At 52.1% G+C, this 19376-nt stretch carries 23 protein-coding genes; 15 read left to right on the forward strand and 8 right to left on the reverse strand.

The annotated features are described in order from the left end of the window. Nucleotides 1–46: 46 nt before the first annotated feature. Entirely contained in the window at nucleotides 47–1204 is a 1158-nt protein-coding gene (gene rsgA / locus SH449x_RS17625) for a ribosome small subunit-dependent GTPase A (RefSeq protein WP_482377392.1), read from the forward strand. A 48-nt stretch (nucleotides 1205–1252) separates the two neighbouring features. On the opposite strand, the gene SH449x_RS17630 is transcribed toward rsgA, so the two are convergent. The 3 genes from SH449x_RS17630 to ruvX all read right to left on the reverse strand — a co-directional run bounded on the left by SH449x_RS17630 (nucleotide 1253) and on the right by ruvX (nucleotide 3780). Continuing rightward, complete coding sequence (locus SH449x_RS17630; protein ID WP_482377393.1) at nucleotides 1253–2299, reverse strand: FAD:protein FMN transferase; 1047 nt, start codon at nucleotides 2297–2299, stop codon at nucleotides 1253–1255. A 175-nt stretch (nucleotides 2300–2474) separates the two neighbouring features. Further along, nucleotides 2475–3266, reverse strand: a complete 792-nt coding sequence (locus SH449x_RS17635) for a class I SAM-dependent methyltransferase (RefSeq protein ID WP_482377394.1) — start codon at nucleotides 3264–3266, stop codon at nucleotides 2475–2477. A gap of 1 nt (nucleotide 3267) precedes the next feature. Next, the gene (ruvX, locus tag SH449x_RS17640) at nucleotides 3268–3780 is read right to left on the reverse strand and encodes a Holliday junction resolvase RuvX (protein WP_482377395.1); all 513 of its coding nucleotides are present in this window, start codon (nucleotides 3778–3780) and stop codon (nucleotides 3268–3270) included. A 103-nt stretch (nucleotides 3781–3883) separates the two neighbouring features. Here ruvX and SH449x_RS17645 point away from each other — a divergent pair, with 103 nt between their 5' ends. Next, nucleotides 3884–4345, forward strand: coding sequence for a hypothetical protein (locus tag SH449x_RS17645; protein ID WP_482377396.1), 462 nt, complete (start codon nucleotides 3884–3886; stop codon nucleotides 4343–4345). 14 nt (nucleotides 4346–4359) lie between these two features. Here SH449x_RS17645 and tpx read toward each other — a convergent pair whose 3' ends face one another. Together tpx and SH449x_RS17655 are read right to left on the reverse strand one after the other, a co-directional pair. Next, the gene (gene tpx / locus SH449x_RS17650) at nucleotides 4360–4881 is read right to left on the reverse strand and encodes a thiol peroxidase (protein ID WP_482377397.1); all 522 of its coding nucleotides are present in this window, start codon (nucleotides 4879–4881) and stop codon (nucleotides 4360–4362) included. Nucleotides 4882–5164: 283 nt separating this feature from the next. Further along, entirely contained in the window at nucleotides 5165–7069 is a 1905-nt protein-coding gene (locus tag SH449x_RS17655) for a sigma-54 interaction domain-containing protein (protein WP_482377398.1), read from the reverse strand. Nucleotides 7070–7275: 206 nt separating this feature from the next. On the opposite strand from SH449x_RS17655, the gene SH449x_RS17660 reads away from it, so the two are divergent. The 3 genes from SH449x_RS17660 to purD all read left to right on the forward strand — a co-directional run bounded on the left by SH449x_RS17660 (nucleotide 7276) and on the right by purD (nucleotide 11873). Beyond that, nucleotides 7276–8277, forward strand: coding sequence for an NAD-dependent epimerase/dehydratase family protein (locus SH449x_RS17660; protein WP_482377399.1), 1002 nt, complete (start codon nucleotides 7276–7278; stop codon nucleotides 8275–8277). Between the two features lie 76 nt (nucleotides 8278–8353). Next, nucleotides 8354–10447, forward strand: coding sequence for an elongation factor G (gene fusA, locus SH449x_RS17665; protein WP_482377400.1), 2094 nt, complete (start codon nucleotides 8354–8356; stop codon nucleotides 10445–10447). Nucleotides 10448–10577: 130 nt separating this feature from the next. Further along, on the forward strand, nucleotides 10578–11873 hold the full coding sequence (gene purD, locus SH449x_RS17670; protein WP_482377401.1) for a phosphoribosylamine--glycine ligase: 1296 nt from the start codon (nucleotides 10578–10580) through the stop codon (nucleotides 11871–11873). A gap of 174 nt (nucleotides 11874–12047) precedes the next feature. Here the strand turns inward: purD and SH449x_RS17675 are convergent, their stop codons facing one another. Next, complete coding sequence (locus SH449x_RS17675) at nucleotides 12048–13100, reverse strand: integron integrase (protein ID WP_482377402.1); 1053 nt, start codon at nucleotides 13098–13100, stop codon at nucleotides 12048–12050. Between the two features lie 766 nt (nucleotides 13101–13866). On the opposite strand from SH449x_RS17675, the gene SH449x_RS17680 reads away from it, so the two are divergent. The 8 genes from SH449x_RS17680 to SH449x_RS17715 all read left to right on the forward strand — a co-directional run bounded on the left by SH449x_RS17680 (nucleotide 13867) and on the right by SH449x_RS17715 (nucleotide 17968). Next, a complete protein-coding gene (locus tag SH449x_RS17680; RefSeq protein WP_482377403.1) occupies nucleotides 13867–14367 on the forward strand; it encodes a hypothetical protein in 501 nt (166 codons plus the stop codon). A 113-nt stretch (nucleotides 14368–14480) separates the two neighbouring features. After that, a complete protein-coding gene (locus SH449x_RS17685; RefSeq protein ID WP_482377403.1) occupies nucleotides 14481–14981 on the forward strand; it encodes a hypothetical protein in 501 nt (166 codons plus the stop codon). A 105-nt stretch (nucleotides 14982–15086) separates the two neighbouring features. Continuing rightward, nucleotides 15087–15566 (forward strand): PIN domain-containing protein, encoded by a 480-nt coding sequence (locus SH449x_RS17690; protein ID WP_482377404.1) that lies wholly within the window; start codon nucleotides 15087–15089, stop codon nucleotides 15564–15566. After that, a complete protein-coding gene (locus SH449x_RS17695) occupies nucleotides 15563–15793 on the forward strand; it encodes a hypothetical protein (RefSeq protein WP_482377405.1) in 231 nt (76 codons plus the stop codon). The genes SH449x_RS17690 and SH449x_RS17695 overlap by 4 nt, the downstream gene beginning before the upstream one ends. A gap of 74 nt (nucleotides 15794–15867) precedes the next feature. Then, nucleotides 15868–16320, forward strand: coding sequence for an RING finger protein (locus SH449x_RS17700; protein ID WP_482377406.1), 453 nt, complete (start codon nucleotides 15868–15870; stop codon nucleotides 16318–16320). A gap of 4 nt (nucleotides 16321–16324) precedes the next feature. Next, nucleotides 16325–16459 (forward strand): hypothetical protein, encoded by a 135-nt coding sequence (locus SH449x_RS17705; protein WP_482377407.1) that lies wholly within the window; start codon nucleotides 16325–16327, stop codon nucleotides 16457–16459. Nucleotides 16460–16501: 42 nt separating this feature from the next. Further along, complete coding sequence (locus SH449x_RS17710) at nucleotides 16502–16954, forward strand: RING finger protein (RefSeq protein WP_482377406.1); 453 nt, start codon at nucleotides 16502–16504, stop codon at nucleotides 16952–16954. Nucleotides 16955–17614: 660 nt separating this feature from the next. After that, the gene (locus SH449x_RS17715) at nucleotides 17615–17968 is read left to right on the forward strand and encodes a hypothetical protein (protein WP_482377408.1); all 354 of its coding nucleotides are present in this window, start codon (nucleotides 17615–17617) and stop codon (nucleotides 17966–17968) included. Between the two features lie 342 nt (nucleotides 17969–18310). On the opposite strand, the gene SH449x_RS17720 is transcribed toward SH449x_RS17715, so the two are convergent. After that, complete coding sequence (locus SH449x_RS17720; protein ID WP_482377409.1) at nucleotides 18311–18532, reverse strand: hypothetical protein; 222 nt, start codon at nucleotides 18530–18532, stop codon at nucleotides 18311–18313. A gap of 239 nt (nucleotides 18533–18771) precedes the next feature. Here SH449x_RS17720 and SH449x_RS17725 point away from each other — a divergent pair, with 239 nt between their 5' ends. Beyond that, the gene (locus SH449x_RS17725; protein ID WP_482377410.1) at nucleotides 18772–18984 is read left to right on the forward strand and encodes a hypothetical protein; all 213 of its coding nucleotides are present in this window, start codon (nucleotides 18772–18774) and stop codon (nucleotides 18982–18984) included. On the opposite strand, the gene SH449x_RS17730 is transcribed toward SH449x_RS17725, so the two are convergent. Beyond that, nucleotides 18962–19186, reverse strand: a complete 225-nt coding sequence (locus SH449x_RS17730; protein WP_482377411.1) for a hypothetical protein — start codon at nucleotides 19184–19186, stop codon at nucleotides 18962–18964. The two genes, SH449x_RS17725 and SH449x_RS17730, sit on opposite strands and share 23 nt — an antisense overlap. Before the next feature lie 61 nt (nucleotides 19187–19247). On the opposite strand from SH449x_RS17730, the gene SH449x_RS17735 reads away from it, so the two are divergent. Next, nucleotides 19248–19376 carry a hypothetical protein gene (locus SH449x_RS17735; RefSeq protein ID WP_482377412.1) on the forward strand — a complete coding sequence of 43 codons (129 nt, stop codon included), beginning with the start codon at nucleotides 19248–19250 and terminating at the stop codon, nucleotides 19374–19376.

Here is a 19376-nt window from a genome sequence, read left to right on the forward strand (position 1 = left end):
TTTAAAACGTCACTCTTCTCAGAGCTCTGCTCGATTGACGGCACATATGGTCCGAAAGAAAAGCAATAAAATCCGGATCGAGTTTCGCAAGAAACACCAATCGCAAACAAGGGATCTGGATCTAACCAAGGAGTACGAGGTCGACCGCGAAGACATCGATACACTCTCTCAAGAACGAGTCAGTGGCAAGGGGGATTTGACCCGTCACCGAACGGTCAAGGGTAATCGTGATGAAGCGGGTGAGGCCCTCGGCCAAGTTGAACTAGACATCGATCGCTCAAGCATGGCCGGCCTGGTTTTAAAGGTACACGGCCTGGAATCGATTGTTCGGGGTGCGGATGGCAAGCAATATCGGTGTTCACTACGCAGAGTCCTTAAGAACGTAGCGACAGACCAGCGACATGTTCTCGTGGCCGGAGATCTCGTGCGACTCGAAATGGCAGGCAACCAGCAGGCCTGGATCGTTCGAATCGAACCGAGACGGAGCACCCTCAGTCGTACCAGCAAGCAGCGTCGACACATCATTGCTGCTAACGTCGACCAACTGTTAATCGTGACCAGCGCGGCTCAACCCACTATCAAACCAAATTTGATTGATCGGCTTTTAGCAACCGCCGAGCAAAATAACTTGGATGCGGTGATTTGTATCAACAAGTGCGACCTGATCGACCCTGCTAGCTTGCAGCCACTGATCGGAAGCTATGCGCAGATGGGATATCGAGTCCTCATGCTGAGTGCCGCAAAGTCTTGGGGGATTGATAGCCTAAGAGCCGCGACTTACCGCAAATGTAGCGTCGTGGTCGGGCAAAGCGGGGTCGGCAAATCCTCAATTTTGAATGTGCTTGATCCGAAACTCAATCAGCGTGTACAAGCTGTAAGCTTAGATAATAACAAAGGAAAGCACACGACAACCACTTCAGAGGTATTCCCTCTCACCCATGGCGGTTCAATAATCGACACTCCTGGAGTACGCCAGTTTCAGTTGTGGGATATTGTTCCATCGGAGCTGTCAGGGCTATTTCGTGACATAAGACCCTTCGCTTCAAGGTGCCGTTACCCTGATTGCTCTCATGTTCACGAAAACGAGTGCGCCGTAAAAGATGCGGTGGCGGATGGCAGACTTGATCCACGGCGCTACGACAGCTACTGTCAAATCCTAGAAAGCCCCTACGATGCAAGCCGCGACGAATCAGAAGAGTTTTGAGCTTGCACCGCTCAACTTGCACCGCTCAATAGGAGCGTTAGCTATTACTCATCTTTCTAAGTGGCTATCGCTTATCCACTCGTAATATTTTGTCTCTGGTTCGTTTCCTGATTCGTCGAAAGCCCGCTCCATGATGTACACCTGATCGACGGGAAGATCTTTTAGCATGTTTGTTGCTCGCCCCCATCCTAGTACTGCAATAGCGGTTGCTCCTGCATCAGCATCAATCGCTCGCTTGGCAACGACGGTCACACTGCAGCGTCGTGAGATGGGAGCCCCGATAACCGGATCGACTAAATGACTGTATCGAACGCCATCGATCTCGGTGTACTGATTGAGATCGCCACTGGTAGTCACAGCTTGATTGCGGATCGTTATTCGCTTTTGAACCACATCCCCGGAATCGAGACTTGCAATATCGATGGTCCAACCCTCGCTCCCGGGAGGAGGTTCACTGACGATGATATCCCCACCAATATCAATCAATGCAGACTCAATCCCTTGCTCCTTAAGAGTTTTCATCGCAATATCCACAAGATAACCAGTCGCAATTCCCGATACGTTGACCACGATTCCCTCAGAAAGAAAACGGAGCGTTTCGTATTTGTTCGAACCGGATGTCAGTGCAATATTCTTCCAACCTGAGCGGTCCTTTGCTGTAGTGAGTTCCTGTTGCGCTGGCACTCGTAACTTTTTGCGAGATTGACTCCAAAGAGCCAGGATCGATCCCGAGGTAACATCGAATACACCGTCGGTTAAATCGTACCATCGCTTGGATTCGTAGAGTAATTCCCCAAGCTGTCGACTGAGCACAATGTCAGTCTCAATCGCCATATTAGCAAGCTTGCTGACCTCGCTGGTCTGAGCGTAGTTGTTGATCGGCTTGGCCTGCTCCTCTAGTTCTTCGAGCAGGGCATTTACCGCCAGCGCAACGCTCGTTTCCTCCCTCGCGTAGAGGATGATTTTGAGCTCGGTTCCCATGATTGGTTGGCTATATTCAAAACGCCGCAGCTCTTTTGCAAGCTCCTGAGCATGCGAGAGATTTTGAATGCTCAGAAATAGAACCACCAAAATCGAAAACACAAACGACACCATTGAACAGCTCGTTCCAAGGCTCTGCCTTGGAACGAGCTGCCTTGGAGGCTCTGCCTCGTTTGTGATGCCGTTAAGGCATCTATGAATCGCCCGAAAAATCAGGCAGAGCCTGCAAGACATTGGGTTTCCAGGCGGAGCCTGGTAACCAGTCGGTGGCGTTAAGCGAAAAGACTGATTACTTTTCATCGATCGGCTCTGGCTTTGAGTCATCCTTGCCAAAGAACATGACGTGTTGCCAAGGCAGCTTGTCGTATTCCCTTACCAGCTTGAACCCATTGGCTTTGAATTCCTTCTTGGCCTGGGCTTTGGTCATCTTGTGCTCTGGCTTGATCGGCACGGTTGGGTCCTCCGCCCGAAATTCGACCAAGGCGATGAGCCCATCCTCTTTCAAACTCTTGCGAATGGCCTTGAGCATCTGTACCGGATAGCCGAACTCGTGGTAAACATCGACCATCAACAATAGATCGATCGAATCCTCAGGCAACTTGGGATCCCAAAGCTCTCCCAGAATCGTTTCGATGTTATGAATTTCTGTCTGCCTCATTTTGCGTGACAACTCTTGAAGCATCTCTGGCTGGATATCGACTGCTATGATTTTTCCTGACGGACCGACCATGGGCGCCATCTGAAAAGCATGATAGCCGTCGCCGCAGCCCATATCACATACGACCATGCCATCTTTGAGATTCAGTTGCTCCAACAATTCAGCGGGGCGTTCTTCATCAATACGTTCCGATCGGTTCAGCCAAGGAATACCGTGGTAACTCATCGGCAGCGCGACCCGGCGTCCCATGTAAGTCGTGAGCGGCTTGGGCGGTACATCATTCTTCGTTTTTGCTTCACGTTGCCCCAATGCGGCAGATCCGCTCGGAAACGCAATCAATAAGAAACTAATTAGTGCGCCGAACATCAAACATGCCTGTATTGCCAGGGCAAATTGGCGTTTGTCTATCAATTGGCTATTCATATTAATCCTCGAGAGGAAGTGGCTGAAAGTAGGGGTGCTTGGCCGAATCCAGATACGCTTCCAAGATGAGGTGCGCAGCGATTTTGTCGACCTGTTTTTTTCGCTTCTTGTGAGTCAACTCGGCATCGCGGAGCATATGATTGGCCAGAGCTGTAGTGAATCGCTCGTCGACGAATCGGACGGGTAACTCGGTTTCGTCGCTGATCCATTTGGCAAACTGGCGAGCTTCTTTGGATTTCGCACTCTCTCTGCCGTCGCAATGGATGGGCAGCCCTATAATCCAGCCACCAATATGGTTCTCTTTCGCTACTTTCAAAAAGTACTTAGCATCCTCTTCGAGAGAACGGCGAGTGTAGGTCTCATAGGGGCTGGTCCACGTACGGCTGGGGTCACAAGTCGCGATTCCAATGCGGACCGTTCCAAAATCGATCCCCGCCAGCCGACCGGAAACAGGCCAGCCGTCGTAGGTGTTCTTGGTTTCGTTTTTCACTGCGGATTTTTCTTCGTTCATCATAGCTTTAGACTCTGCATTCTACCTAAACTCTCTTGCATTCGCTAATCGGTAGCCGCTACCGTCCCTCCAAACATGTTGGATTCTCCGCAAAAGGGTAGCGATTATGAAGAAATCCTCGCTAAATCACACGATCGTTGAGCAACCGACCCGAGATGGGGCCCACCAGAGACTTGATTCGCTGGTGGCTCGTTGCTTTGCTAGCTTTCTCGCTCCAACCCTGATTGCGATGGGATTGCTGGCCGGCGGCGGTTCGATTCACGCTCAGGATGCGTTCGACTTCAACGAAGCCGAACGGATGATGTCCATGGACCTCGTCGATTTGAAGTCCCAATTGGTCTTCGGCTTGCGGACCAATTTGCCTGGCCAAGCTCAATTTATCGATTTAGTAGTGGCCAAAGTGGAATCGAAAGAAATTCCACGCGCGATGGTTAACGTCGTCTTTGTTTGGTCGCGTAAGCGTAACCCCAAGATACCCTACCCGTATTTTGAGGTAGCACTGAGATTGCTGGCCGAAAAACGGGGCGTGACGTTCCCGGCGACAAACTCGATCGTAGTGGCTCAATAGCCTTCTCGAACGGCTTAGCCTACCAAGCTCTTGAGAGCGGCGATGGCCGGCTCGTAGTTTGGCTCTTGAGCTACCTCAGGTACAACCTCGCTGTAAACCAACGTGCCTTCAGCATCGAGAACCATGACGGCTCGTGCAAGCAGCTTGAGCTCGTCGATCATTAGCCCGAGCTTGTTTCCAAACTCACCTGCTTGGTAGTCGCTCCCCACCTTCATCGACTTGATCTCTTCCGCCCCGCAGAATCGATTCATGGCGAACGGCAAGTCGCGGCTCACCGTAACCGCATTGATCTTGTCTCCCATGCCAGCCAGTTCGCTATTGAACTTTTTGGTTTGGATCTGACACACACCTGTATCAAGTGAGGGAACGACGCTAATAATGGTTGGTTTGCCGAGCAAGTCGGCTGGAGTGATGGTCTTGAGACCACCCTCGAAGTAATGCAAGGTGAAATCAGGCAGCTTGGAGCCAACCTTGAGTTCGTCGCCTACCAAGGTCATCGGTGCCCCTTTAAACGTTACCGCTCCCGTTCTTGCCATAATATAAAGCCTTTCAAAAAAGACGCTGATTTTATTGTCCGAAACAGGACTGCGAGCCTAACGGAAATCCCGCTCTCGTCAATCCTCCTTTCCCCCCTGGCCGGTGGCCTACGCACACCAACAGGATAGGGTTCGCCCTACCAGCCTGAAAACCACAAGGCGATTCGCTTTTGTCGTGCACGAATCCTTGGAGGGTGAATAAGACTACAACTCTCGTTGCTAGATTTACGTTATGCGAAGCCAGAACTTTAGTACGACGTTGCCGCTTAATCTTACGCTCGCCTTACGTGGTTTCGTCAGCCTTCATACCCAACTGCTTCATCTTGCGGTACAGATTCGTTCGTTGCAAACCCATGCGCGTGGCGGCCATGGATATATTGCGATTGCACGCTTTGATTTGCTCTTCAATATACTTGGTCTGGAAATCAGCCGTTGCATCAGCCAAACTCTTATTCAGATCCAAACCGCTCGCATCACTGGTTTCTTGCGAACGAGGAGATCGTACAAAGTCGATGTGGCTGTCCTCAATGACATCACCCGTGCTGAGGTAGGCGATTCGCTCGATAATGTTACGCAACTCTCGTACGTTTCCCGGCCAATTATGACCGAGCAGTCGCTTTTGGGCATCCTCGCTCCAAGTCGGTTTACGCCGCCCGATCTTATCGCAAAACATGGTTAAGAAGAAATCCGCCAATTCCATCACATCGTGGCCACGATTCCTTAACGACGGTAAGTTGATGGTCACAACCGTCAATCGAAAGTACAGATCCTCCCGAAAGAGTTTCCGTTCTACCAAGTCGACCAAATTTTGATTGGTGGCCGCAATCACTCGCACGTTGACCGGAATGGGTGTGGAACCTCCAACTCGAACGACAACTTTCTCTTCCAGGACCCGCAGCAACTTCGCTTGTCCGGCCAAACTCATGTCACCGATCTCATCGAGAAAGAGTGTGCCACCCGACGCTAGTTCAAACTTTCCGGAGCGGGTTTCATGAGCATCCGTAAAGGCCCCCTTCTCATGGCCAAAGAGTTCGCTCTCCAGCAGTGTCTCGGTGATCGCAGCGCAGTTAACCGCGATAAATGGCTCGAACTTGCGGGGGCTTTGATAATGAATCTGACGGGATACAACTTCTTTGCCGGTTCCGTTTTCTCCTAGAATCAAGACGGCCAGATCGGTGTTTCCAACTCGCTCAATGGTGCTCGCTAACTGTTTCATCTCGGGGGACTCCCCGATCAATTGCACTTGCTGTACCGCATCGCGAGTTAAGCGATCGCGAGCGGCGACCAGTTGCTGCCTTTGTTGAGTGTTGGAGAGGGCCGCCGCTGCATGCCGTGCTAGCTCGATCAGATCATCTTGATCGTTCAAGTCGAATTTGCCATCCGCGTGATTAATGACTTCGAAGACACCGATGGCTTTCCCTCTTTGATCCAGTAATGGCACTGCGAGCAAGGAGTCTGTGCGGTAGCCACTGCTGGTGTCCACCCGTCGATCGACCTCGTCTCTCGGATCCGAACGATCCCAACGTCGTGGCTCCAAGGATTTCAAGACGGCTCCTGCCACCCCCTTGTCGTCAGCGATCCGCAGCGGTTTGTTCTCGATCCCCAAGGCTGGATGACCTACCAGTTCCTTAGTCGCTCGATCCCACAAAAAGATGCTAGCCCGATCGCATTTGAGTAATCTCGTTGCCGCTTGGGCAATATCCTGAAGCAATCGGTCCAAATCCTGATGGGCATGCCAATCGGCGGAAACGTTTAAAATTTGATTGAGTCGAATGACGTCGCGAGAGCGTTGCTGGAGGCGTTGCCATAGGTCGATCGCGTAGGCAATTTCTCCTATGCCAGGCTCGAGAGAATTTCCAGAGCCATCGCTCCCTACCCGCGAATCGGTCGACGTGCAGAGGACCAAATCGACGTGTGATTGGCTAGGAATGTGAAAGTAATTCCAGATAGATTTTTCTAACGGTCGTTGCGAATCCAAGCATTCCGTCGCGCAGTTCCAATCCGGCGGCTCGGGGCGCGCATCACCCGCATGGAGGACCTTTTTCCAAGCCCCTTTGGCACCTTGCAGCAAAACGAGGCTCGATATTCCTAACTCTTGACGCCACAGTTGCATCGGAGCGTCAAGGAGTTGATCGAGTGAACGGGACGTCTCCAGCTTTCGAAAAAGACCTTCGACAAGTACGCTCATACTGGCTTCAACTTTCTTGCAACGTTGACGTGACGAATAATGCGATGCATGTACTGCGATGCATGCTGGGGCCGATTTGTAGGAAAGCGACGCAGCCGGGGTGTGCAAATCTGGCAATGGTGTTCAAATCTGGCAATACTTTACACATCGCTTGGGAAACCGCGAACCACGCTCCCTTCGTTTTTGCTCGTTCGTATGGTAAATCTGTGTCGAAAATCATCCTGGTTACTGGTTATGGCGGCTTTTTGGGAAGTGCTATTTGTCGCAAGCTGCTTGAGCGCGGGTATGAGGTGCGAGGAATCGCTCGCGGTTCCTATCCTGATTTGCAATCGCTCGGAGTAGAGTGTTTTCAAGGTTCGGTCGCTGATGCTGCCGTTTGCCATTCGGCTTGCCAAGGTGTTTCGGGAATTGTGCACACCGCAGCCCTCGCGGGTGTCTGGGGCAAGCGGACGGATTTTGAGCGAATCAACGTCAATGCAACAGACTATTTGCTGCGTGAAGCCAAGTCGCAAGCCATTCCCGCGTTTGTTTACACCAGCTCGCCATCGGTTACCTTTGATGGATCGCCGCAAATCAACGTCGATGAAGCGGCCCCGTATCCCAAGGCTTGGCTTTGCGATTACCCTCGCACCAAGGCGATTGCTGAGCAGCGGGTCTTGGACTCCAACTCCGGCCAGCTCGCCACCTGCGCCCTTCGCCCCCATCTCATCTGGGGAGTGGGGGATCCACACCTCATCCCACGAGTGATTTCGCGTTGCCGAAAAGGGCGATTGATGAGAGTCGGTGATGGCAAGAACTTGATCGACACCGTCCATGTCGATGTAGCCGCCGAAGCACATGTATTGGCCCTGAACCGGATGCTTGATCGAGATCGGGATGCAGCCGGACGGCCGTACTTTATTACGGATGGGGAACCGATCGAGTGTTGGAAATGGATCACCGATATTCTATCGTTTGCGAATCTGCTCCCGCCTAATCGCTCGATTTCTTTGGCAAATGCGTATCGTGTAGGGGCCGCCTTGGAGCTGATCTTCAAGCTGGCCCGCCTCCGCTCAGAGCCCCCCATGACCCGATTTGTGGCCAAGCAACTCGGGGTTGCACATTACTTTAATATCGATTCCGCCAGAAAAAGACTGGGCTTTCATCCCCCTACAAATCGGCAAGAAATCGTCGAAAACATGCGTGGCACCCTGACGGCCCCTGATTGAAACCGGCACAAAACTGGGATTTAGAAAAACCCGAGACTAGGATTTTAAGCCGATTCGCCTAAAATTCGCCCCCATCATGGCAAGAGATCTAAAATCGATACGAAACATTGGAATTATCGCCCACATCGATGCGGGCAAGACCACCGTCACGGAGCAGATGCTCTATATGAGCGGCACCAAGCATAAGGCCGGCGCAGTTGATTCAGGCACGACGGAAACAGACGATGACCCCGAGGAACAGCAACGGGGCATCACGATCTTTTCCGCGTGCGTGACGTTTCGCTGGAAAGATTGCTCCGTCAATTTGCTCGACACACCTGGTCACGTCGACTTTACCGCCGAGGTGGAACGCTGTTTGCGAGTGCTCGACGGAGCGGTGGTGGTCTTCTCAGCTCGTGAAGGGGTCGAGGCCCAAAGCGAAACGGTCTGGCGACAAGCCAACAAGTACGGTGTGCCTCGCATTGTTTTTATCAACAAGCTGGACCGCGAAGGGGCCGACTTCTACCGCGTTTTGGAAGAAATTGGCCCTAGGCTCGCAGCCGACCCGGTCGCGATACAAATCCCGGTCGGTCAAGGCCCCGCTCACACGAACGAACCTTTCCGCGGTGTGATCGATTTGATCGACATGAAGCTGCTAACCTTTAGCAAGGAAGATTCCGGTCGCACTGCGACCGCAACTGAGATCCCAGAAGAGTTGGTCGAGGATGCACTCGGGTGGCGAAATGAACTTCTCGAGAAACTCTACACGCACAGCAGCGAGATGATGGAGCTGGCGATGGAGGAGAAAGAGATTCCTGCCGCCATGATCCGCGAGACTCTGCGTCAAGCATGTATCGAAATGAAGCTCCAACCCGTGCTTTGCGGCTCCGCTCTGCATGGAGCAGGAGTCCAACCGTTGCTTGACGGGGTGGCCCATTATTTGCCATGCCCGCTCGATCGGCCTCCAGTGAGCGGCTGCGATCCTAAGAAGCGTGATAAAGAGTTGCAACGCAACCCCGACCCCAAAGAACCCTTCTGCGGTTTGGTCTTCAAAATCCTGCCCGCCAAAACCGGCGACATGTTCTGGATTCGAGTTTACTCTGGCCGGCTCGAATCGAACTCGCGGGTCTACAACCCAAATCGCGACAAGAAAGAAAACGTCGCGCAACTTTGGCAAATTCATGCTTCCAAAAAAGATCGCCAAGGACAAATTGATGCACTGGAGTGTGGAGACATCGCTTGTGCAATCGGTCCAAAGGATTCCATAACCGGTGACACCCTTTGCGATACGCGGGATATGATCGAGCTCCCATCGATCCAGTTCGCGCAATCGGTTATCTCGATGGCGATCGAGCCAGAAAACACGACGGAACGCAAAAAGCTTGGCGAAGTGCTCGACATGCTCAAGCGGCAAGATCCGACCTTCCATGCGAGCGATAGTGCTGAGTCTGGACAAACTCTTATCAGCGGAATGGGAGAGCTCCATCTCGAGGTCATCAAGAATCGACTTGTTCGGGACTTCAAACTCGCGGTGAAGTTTTACAAGCCACGTGTCAGCTACCGGGAAACCATCAGCGACACGACCGAGGTTGTTGGCCAGTGCAATCGTATGGTGAACGGGCAACAACTCTTCGCACGGCTCAAAGTTCGATTCGAACCGCTCGAAGATCGGTCCGCAAAAGTTATCGTGCTCGACCGTACTCCAGTAGATCAGATGCTACCTGAGAACTTGCGACAAGCGGCTCTCGATGAGTTGCGCAATCGATCCGAGGGTGGCGGCGTCATTGGCTCCTTCCCGCTCACTGGCATTCGTATCAGTATTTTGGGTGGCGAGATTGCTGAAGTGGGCTCCGATGAAGTCGCCTTCAAAATCGCTGCGAATGATGCGTTCGACGAAGGACTCAAAGAAGGCAATCCGACCTTGCTCGAACCAGTTATGAAGATGGATATCACCACACCACCTGACTACCTCGGAGAGATCGTTGGCGATATTCAGCAGCGACGCGGCCTCATCGAAAGAACCGAAGCACGCGGAGCGGTCACGACGGTATGGGCACTCGCCCCACTCAAGGAGCTATTCGGCTATTCGAGTGCAATACGTTCTCTCAGTCAGGGGCGTGCCGGTTGTTCTATGGAACCGCACGGCTACCAAGTTGCACCGAAAGAAGACGCAGAAGCGTTCGCCATGTAAGCCGATCTCAATGCAACCTTCTCGCAGCACGAAACCATCTCGGGCTCATGCTCCACAAGCTACATCGCACCGAGATTGCTCGAATCACGATATACATTAACCATTTACAAGATTAGCTTAACAACCACGAATGAACGTTTTAGTCATTGGAAGCGGCGGACGCGAACACGCTTTGGCCTGGAAAATTAGTCAAAGCCCGCGAATCAAGCGATTATGGGTGGCACCCGGTAACGCCGGTACTGCACTCGAAGCGGAAAATGTGCCTATCGCCGCTGATGACATCAAGGGCTTGGTCGCGTTTGCTAAGAAAGAAAAAGTTGACTTAGTAGTCGTTGGTCCTGAGGTGCCTCTCACACTCGGAATTGTGGATGCCATGGCGGCGGAAAAGATCCGTGCTTTCGGCCCATCCCGAGCAGCGGCTCAACTGGAAGGAAGCAAAGCGTTTTGCAAACTCACGTTGCGGCAAGCTGACGTTCCAACAGCCGACTATCAAGTCTTTCGCGATGCCGACAGCGCCATGCGATATATCAAGGCCCGCTATCCCAACGAGAACGACAAAGCTCCGGTCGTTGTCAAAGCTGATGGGTTGGCAAGTGGCAAAGGAGTGATCGTTTGTTCTCGCAGGAACGACGCGCTCGAGGCCATCGATCGCGTGGCTCGAAAGAATGAGTTCGGCAAAGCGGGTTCACAATTGATTATTGAGGATCGACTGGAGGGCCCCGAGGCCAGCGTGTTGGTCATTACCGATGGCAAGACACTCCTCACCCTGCCGAGTGCTCAAGATCACAAGGCAGCATACGATGGCGATAAAGGGCCCAACACCGGTGGCATGGGAGCCTACTCGCCAACTCCGGTCGTGACGGATGAAATCATGGAAACCATCGAGGATAAAATCCTGGTTCCGACCATTCACACCATGAAACGAAATCGCAAACCATTCAAAGGTGTGCTCTACGCCGGCTTGATGCTGACCCAGGTCGGTCCCAAGGTGCTTGAGTACAACGTTCGATTTGGGGATCCCGAATGCCAGCCGATTCTGATGCGACTTAAGAGCGATCTGCTGGACATTCTCGAAGCGACCGTAGATGGTCGACTCGATGAGATCGATCCACCGGTATGGGATCCTAGACCGGCTATTTGCGTCGTCATGGCCAGTCAAGGCTACCCGGGTGACTACGAAAACGGGAAAGAGATCACCGGACTCGACGAAGCTGCGGGCGTAACGGACGTAAAGGTATTTCACGCGGGAACAAAGCTGGTCAATGGCAAAGTGCACACGAACGGTGGGCGCGTATTGGGAGTGACGGCCTTGGGAGACAGTCTCGCGACGGCCAAGCTCAATGCTTATACCGCCGTCAAGGCGATTCGTTGGCCAGGGGCGTGGTGCCGCAAAGACATCAGCGACAAGGCCTCCGCATCAAGCTAGAAATAGATCCAGTAAACGATTCCCATGCCGCTCACCATCGATTTTATCTCGGTGGCAGCGTGACTCATCAGCTAATCGTCTCCCTGATTGCCATCAACTCCCCCCTGCCATCTCCCATTTATCGTCCTGTTGTATACTCCGGACGACCTTGCCCCCTTGCCCCCTTCACCCTTCCTACAATCTATCCAAAGGGCTTTCCACCCCGCTCGCGCCTAGCCGACTGACGTGCGTATAAATCATGGTTGTCGAGACATCCGCATGTCCCAGCAGTTGCTGGATCGTTCGAATATCTTTGCCAGATTCCAGCAGATGGGTCGCAAAGCTATGGCGCAACGTGTGACAAGAAACCTTTTTGTGGATCTCCGCTTTTTTTACAGCCGTTTTTAATGCCGCTTGGACCGAGTTCTCATTCACATGATGTCGTCTTAGTTGAGATCGATCCCCATCGATTACATGCTCGTCCGGGACCCCTTCGACCGCTTCACGTGGGTGCGAGTCATACGAGAGATTCTTGGCCGGGAACAGATACTGCCAGGCAAGCTCACGTCCAGCTTCCGGGTATTTCACCGCCAGAGCATAGGGCAACCAGACCCAGCCAGCACCGACGAGCAAATCGTGTTCGTGAAGCTTTTTGACCAAATCCATTTGGTGTTTAAGGTCAGCGACCAGCTTTTGGGGGAGCGGAACCGCACGATCCTTTTCCCCTTTTGCTTCCCGGATGATGATCTGCTTGCGTTCGAAATCGATGTCCTTGAACCGCAATCGACAAGCTTCCATGAGCCTCAAGCCACATCCATAGAGCAAGCTGCAAATAAGCTTCTTAGGCTTAGGCTGGACGAGTTCCAGGATGCGAGCCACCTCGGGTGCAGATAGCACGACAGGCAGTTTAGAAGGCTTCTTTGCCCGTACGGCATCGAGTTGAAAATCAACCTTGAGAACCTTCGAGTACAGGAACAGCAGTGCCGAGAGGGCCTGGTTTTGGGTACTGGCAGCCACTTTTCGTTCGACCGCCAGATGCGTGAGAAACTCGTTAATCTCTGGGGTCCCCAATTGGAGGGGGTGAACCCAATCCCCTCGCTGATCGCGGTGGTAGATGAAGTATCGATTGATCCATCCGACGTAGGCTTCTTCGGTGCGTTTTGCGACGTGAAGCGTACGAGCCATTCGGCGGACCTGGGTGATTAAGCTAGCGTTTTTCGTCTGAGGATTTGGTTCTGCTTCGTGCAAAATGGAGTTCCGTATATGCTGGAAAAGGCAAATTCATTATAATCTTGAAAAATCAAAACCATCATATCCGAGCAATGTCATTTGCGACAGTAGGGTGGTGGGGTGAATGAAAGTCAGAAAATCCTCCCGTTTTTGCGAGAGCCAAGTTGCCAACGCTGGTTGGATTATGGTAAACTGCGACCCAGCGGAATTATGGGAAATTCCGTATACAATATGTTAGCTAAGAAGTAACGCGACCAGCAGAAAAGACGGTCGCTTGCACCTTTGTCCCTGCTGAATGTTGACTCCCTCTGTGGTACGATAGAGCGATGTCAGAGACTGGCTCTGACTGAGGATGACGTGTGAGCAGTGCGGACGACGGCACTCGATCCTCCGGACAAGAACGCGTGTTCCGCTAACCAGCGGATGCATTCAACGTCTCGATTCCGGGGTCTTGGGCGGTCCACGATCCTCGCTCGACGTGAATGATCCTTATTCGTTAGCTAGGAAGTAACGCGACGGCAGAAAAGTGTGTCGCTTGCACTCTCAACCCTGCTGAATGTTGACTCCCCCTGTGGTACGATAGAGCGATGTCAGAGACTGTCTCTGACTGAGGATGACACGCGAGCAGTGCGGACGACGGCACTCGATCCTCCGGGCAAGAACGCGTGTTCCGCTAACCAGCGGATGCATTCAACGTCTCGATTCCGGGGTCTTGGGCGGTCCATGATCCCCGCTCGACGTGAATGATCCTTTTACGTTCTGTCTTAAGGTAAGGTTGTGCTCAATGGACGTGAATGACGAGTCACCCGACTGGATCGCCATCGCAGAGCGTTCAAGCTTTACGTCCGGTCGAGCGAGATTAATTGTTTGGGCAGTCGCACAACTGATGTTACTTTTTTGCATTCCGCTTTGCGCAGCCGGAAAAGGAATCGAAGCGCTGGTACTGGGACTCCTTTGGATTCTTGGCACTTGTTGGTTCTGCGGTGCGCAGAAGGCCGTTTTCGTGGATGTTAGTGCGAGAATAGTTCGCTACTGTCGTCACGTCTTTGGCTTTCCTGTTTTCTGGCGATTTTTCGCAATCGGTGATGGTGATGGCTTATATTTGATCTTCCGATTGGATAGTGATGCCGATAAAGGAATTCACAGGCTGTATTTGAAACACGCAAACAATGATTTTTACTTACTCGATTTACCGTCGGATTCCCCAGGAAAATCGTCGGAAATAATCTCTCTAGTACAGTCTGTTGCCGACCGATTAAGCATTTACAATTATGGGTATAGATAGACAGAACCAAGCGATGCAGACGAAGCCCTCGATCAGACGTTTTGACTTGCCTTGAGTCAATCGCTCGGGCTCGCTGATCGCCCCCGTTCTGTCTTAAGGTAAGGTTGTGCTCAATGGACGTGAATGACGAGTCACCCGACTGGATCGCCATCGCAGAGCGTTCAAGCTTTACGTCCGGTCGAGCGAGATTAATTGTTTGGGCAGTCGCACAACTGATGTTACTTTTTTGCATTCCGCTTTGCGCAGCCGGAAAAGGAATCGAAGCGCTGGTACTGGGACTCCTTTGGATTCTTGGCACTTGTTGGTTCTGCGGTGCGCAGAAGGCCGTTTTCGTGGATGTTAGTGCGAGAATAGTTCGCTACTGTCGTCACGTCTTTGGCTTTCCTGTTTTCTGGCGATTTTTCGCAATCGGTGATGGTGATGGCTTATATTTGATCTTCCGATTGGATAGTGATGCCGATAAAGGAATTCACAGGCTGTATTTGAAACACGCAAACAATGATTTTTACTTACTCGATTTACCGTCGGATTCCCCAGGAAAATCGTCGGAAATAATCTCTCTAGTACAGTCTGTTGCCGACCGATTAAGCATTTACAATTATGGGTATAGATAGACAGAACCAAGCGATGCAGACGAAGCCCTCGATCAGACGTTTTGACTTGCCTTGAGTCAATCGCTCGGGCTCGCTGATCGCCCCCGTTCGTCCAAATAGACACTGATGGCAATCTACTACATCGAGACGACAATACCCAGCTTCTACTTCGAAGTGCGAACCGAGCCAGACATGGTTGCGAGACGTGACTGGACTCGCCGTTGGTATGACGCAACGATCAACACGGACCGAGTCGTTTCAAGTGCCGCCGTACTAGCAGAACTAGAAAACGGGGATTTTCCGGGTCGCGATGACTCACTCAGACTGCTTGACGATCTGGAACTACTGTCGATTGACTCCGCAGTTTCCGAGATTGTGGAGGCGTACACACATCACAAGTTGATGCCTGTTGATCCATTTGGTGATGCTTTACATTTAGCGCTTGCATCGTACCACCGGTGTGATTTTCTCGTCACCTGGAACTGCCAACATCTCGCTAACGCGAGGAAATTTGGGCACATCCGCCGTATAAATGGTATACTTGGGCTATTCGTGCCAGAACTTGTGACACCAATGGAACTCCTGGGAGAGGCCTGGACAATATGACAACACCGCCAATTCTCGAAGAACTTCGACGGGTACGGCACGCCATGTCTGCTGACATTGGGCATGATCCTGCAAAGATTGTTGACTACTTTGCGACGATGCAGAAACGGTATGCGCACAGGACGGTCAATCTCGCAGATCAGGGACCGTATGGACGAACAAAGCATTGCATCGAAGTCGCCGAACAGCCGATTCCTGATGGTGGCTCTACTCCGGCGACTCGATGAATGCCGCCGTTCGATTGCCTAGAGATGGTTAGGTTTTGCTACTGTTCGTCGTCTATCGAATTCAACGAGATCTTATGAGCGAAGCTGAACCTGAAAGCACTAGATCGAGCTACTGCCCCGCATGCAATGCGGTAAACTATTCGCCGCTGTCGTTCCCTATCTGCCAGAATTGTCGTCACCAGTACTGGGCCTTCATCAACAAGAGTTCCCGATCTGCGTCGTTTGAAAGTATCGTTGTCAATCAATGTCCATTCTGTGGTGATGATAAAGATCCCTCGCTAGCCTCAGGTCGATTCCGCTGCCGTAAATGCTCGCGGACATTTGCGAACGTATCAAATCGTCGCGTGTATCGATACCTTCACCCTTTCAGCTTGATTTACTTGGCACCGGTTTACCTCATCGCAATTCCCTATTTAATGATCCAGATATGGTCGCGATTTCAGTATCATATGTACTACGATACAATACCGGCGTTCACGCTACTATTGGCTTGGTTTGTGTTTCGCCGAGTCTATCGCGTGGCTTAAATCTGTGCTTTCAACAATTATGCGAATCGCAATCGAACCATCGGATGCACCGAAGTCGGCGAGCGGTGCGTTTTGCCAGTGGAGAGATCATCGCGCCGACTCGGTGATCCGTACCGTTCGATTGCCTAGAGATGGTTAGGTTTTGCTACTGTTCGTCGTCTATCGAATTCAACGAGATCTTATGAGCGAAGCTGAACCTGAAAGCACTAGATCGAGCTACTGCCCCGCATGCAATGCGGTAAACTATTCGCCGCTGTCGTTCCCTATCTGCCAGAATTGTCGTCACCAGTACTGGGCCTTCATCAACAAGAGTTCCCGATCTGCGTCGTTTGAAAGTATCGTTGTCAATCAATGTCCATTCTGTGGTGATGATAAAGATCCCTCGCTAGCCTCAGGTCGATTCCGCTGCCGTAAATGCTCGCGGACATTTGCGAACGTATCAAATCGTCGCGTGTATCGATACCTTCACCCTTTCAGCTTGATTTACTTGGCACCGGTTTACCTCATCGCAATTCCCTATTTAATGATCCAGATATGGTCGCGATTTCAGTATCATATGTACTACGATACAATACCGGCGTTCACGCTACTATTGGCTTGGTTTGTGTTTCGCCGAGTCTATCGCGTGGCTTAAATCTGTGCTTTCAACAATTATGCGAATCGCAATCGAACCATCGGATGCACCGAAGTCGGCGAGCGGTGCGTTTTGCCAGTGGAGAGATCATCGCGCCGACTCGGTGATCCGTACCGTTAGCTAGGAAGTAACGCGACGGCAGAAAAGTGTGTCGCTTGCACTCTCAACCCTGCTGAATGTTGACTCCCCCTGTGGTACGATAGAGCGATGTCAGAGACTGTCTCTGACTGAGGATGACACGCGAGCAGTGCGGACGACGGCACTCGATCCTCCGGGCAAGAACGCGTGTTCCGCTAACCAGCGGATGCATTCAACGTCTCGATTCCGGGGTCTTGGGCGGTCCATGATCCCCGCTCGACGTGAATGATCCTTTTACGTTAGCTAAGAAGTAACGCGACCAGCAGAAAAGACGGTCGCTTGCACCTTTGTCCCTGCTGAATGTTGACTCCCTCTGTGGTACGATAGAGCGATGTCAGAGACTGGCTCTGACTGAGGATGACGTGTGAGCAGTGCGGACGACGGCACTCGATCCTCCGGACAAGAACGCGTGTTCCGCTAACCAGCGGATGCATTCAACGTCTCGATTCCGGGGTCTTGGGCGGTCCACGATCCTCGCTCGACGTGAATGATCCTTATTCGTTATCCGACTGAAGTTCGCGTATGACTGAACCGCTTTCTTTCGCTCGTCGGTACCAGCTCGCGATTGGGGGATGCGTGCTTATCGCCCTCGCCATTGCGATTCCGTTTATTACTTACTTCCAATCCGGCCTCACGGATTCCTCGATTGCGCTCGGCGCGGTCGTCTGCTCCTGGTTCGCCCTGTCGCGATCTGCGTCGCCGTTGATATTACCCATCAACTCCTATCGCTTAACGCTCGCCGACCTACTTACGCTGCTTACTATCTGTGGAATACTATATGGGTTGTCGATCCCATCCGGGGCGTCAATACCTCGTGGCCGACTACAACCGAACGCTCCCGTTCCGATCCCAACGCAACCGGCAGACGGCGGATAACCAACGGTTGCACCGCAGATCGCGATTTGGCGCTCTTGAAGTGGTAAATCACTCGCGCGATCGCGGTGAACCGAATCGTTAGCTAAGAAGGAACTCGACCGCAGAAAAGTGTGTCGCTTGCACCTTTGTCCCTGATGAATGTTGACGTCCCCTGTGGTACGATAGAGCGATGTCAGAAATTGTCTCTGACTGAGAATGACACGTGAGCAGCGCGGACGACGGTACTCGATCCTCCGGGCAAGAACGCGTGCTCCGCTAACCAGCGGATGCATTCAACGTCTCGATTCCGGGGTCTTGGGCGGTCCACGATCCCCGCTCGACGTGACTGATCCTTTTCGTTAGCTAAGAAGGAATGCGACGAGCGTCATGGCTCTGGAATGCCTCCCGCTTGCCGGGTGGATTGTTACGTTTCTCGCTACATAACCGCTCAGCCCCCGCCCCCCCACTTTGCTCGGCGGCCTTGCCGCCGAGCAAAGTGGGGGGGGCAGGTGGTGCCAGCGTATTAGCGAGAAACATGAAACTCCACTGGTCAAGCCAGTGGTATCTAAAGTCGGTCGCTTGCACTCCTGTTCCTGCTGAATGTTGACATCCCCTGTGGTACGATAGAGCGATGTCAGAGACAGTCTCTGACTGAGGATGACACGTCAGCAGTGCGGACGACGGTACTCGATCCTCCGGGCAAGAACGCGTGTTCCGCTAACCAGCGGATGCATTCAACGTCTCGATTCCTGGGGCTTGGGCGGTCCACGATCCCCGCTCGACGTGAATGATCCTTTTTCGTTCTGTTTTCCAGAAAGACTTCGATGGACGATAAAATTGTATTTGCGTTCGACGCTAAAGGTAGCGATGGTCTTATGTATCGCATCGTTAGCGTCCATTCGTTCCTAGAGGAAACAAACGATTACGAATCGCACGGTACACTACAGACTGAAAACGGTGATTTAGTCTTGGGCAGCGATTCACTGGGATGGGAAATAGACGTAATTCCCCGCATCAAACTGACGCGACTTCCTTGACGTACCGCCATTGGGGTTGATAACCTAAATTCAACTTCCACGTACCGTTCGTAGTCCAGTAAGCATTGCTCTCTGTCCCGTAGTAAGTCCCGATATCTACACGACCATCACGCGAACGAATCTCGATATTCTTTGCGTTAGGGTCAGTATTCTGCGGTACTGGTAGTTCGAGTTCCCCGTCTACCCAATCTGAATTAGCCATAATTTACTCCAAAATTGAAAAAGAAAACAGAACAAACCGATGGACACGAAGTGCTCGCCGTATGATGAATCGAGATGGAGCGGTTTACCGCTCGCACTCGGTCATCGGTGGCGACTATGAAGTCCAAGGTTTGCAAGTGACGGTCGCCACTGTTTTTAATATTTTTCGAGGCTACATCATTTTGAGGTAA

Origin of the sequence: Brakhagea baltica, from assembly GCF_052161605.1 — a bacterium.
GTDB lineage: Bacteria > Planctomycetota > Planctomycetia > Pirellulales > Pirellulaceae > JBKCUI01.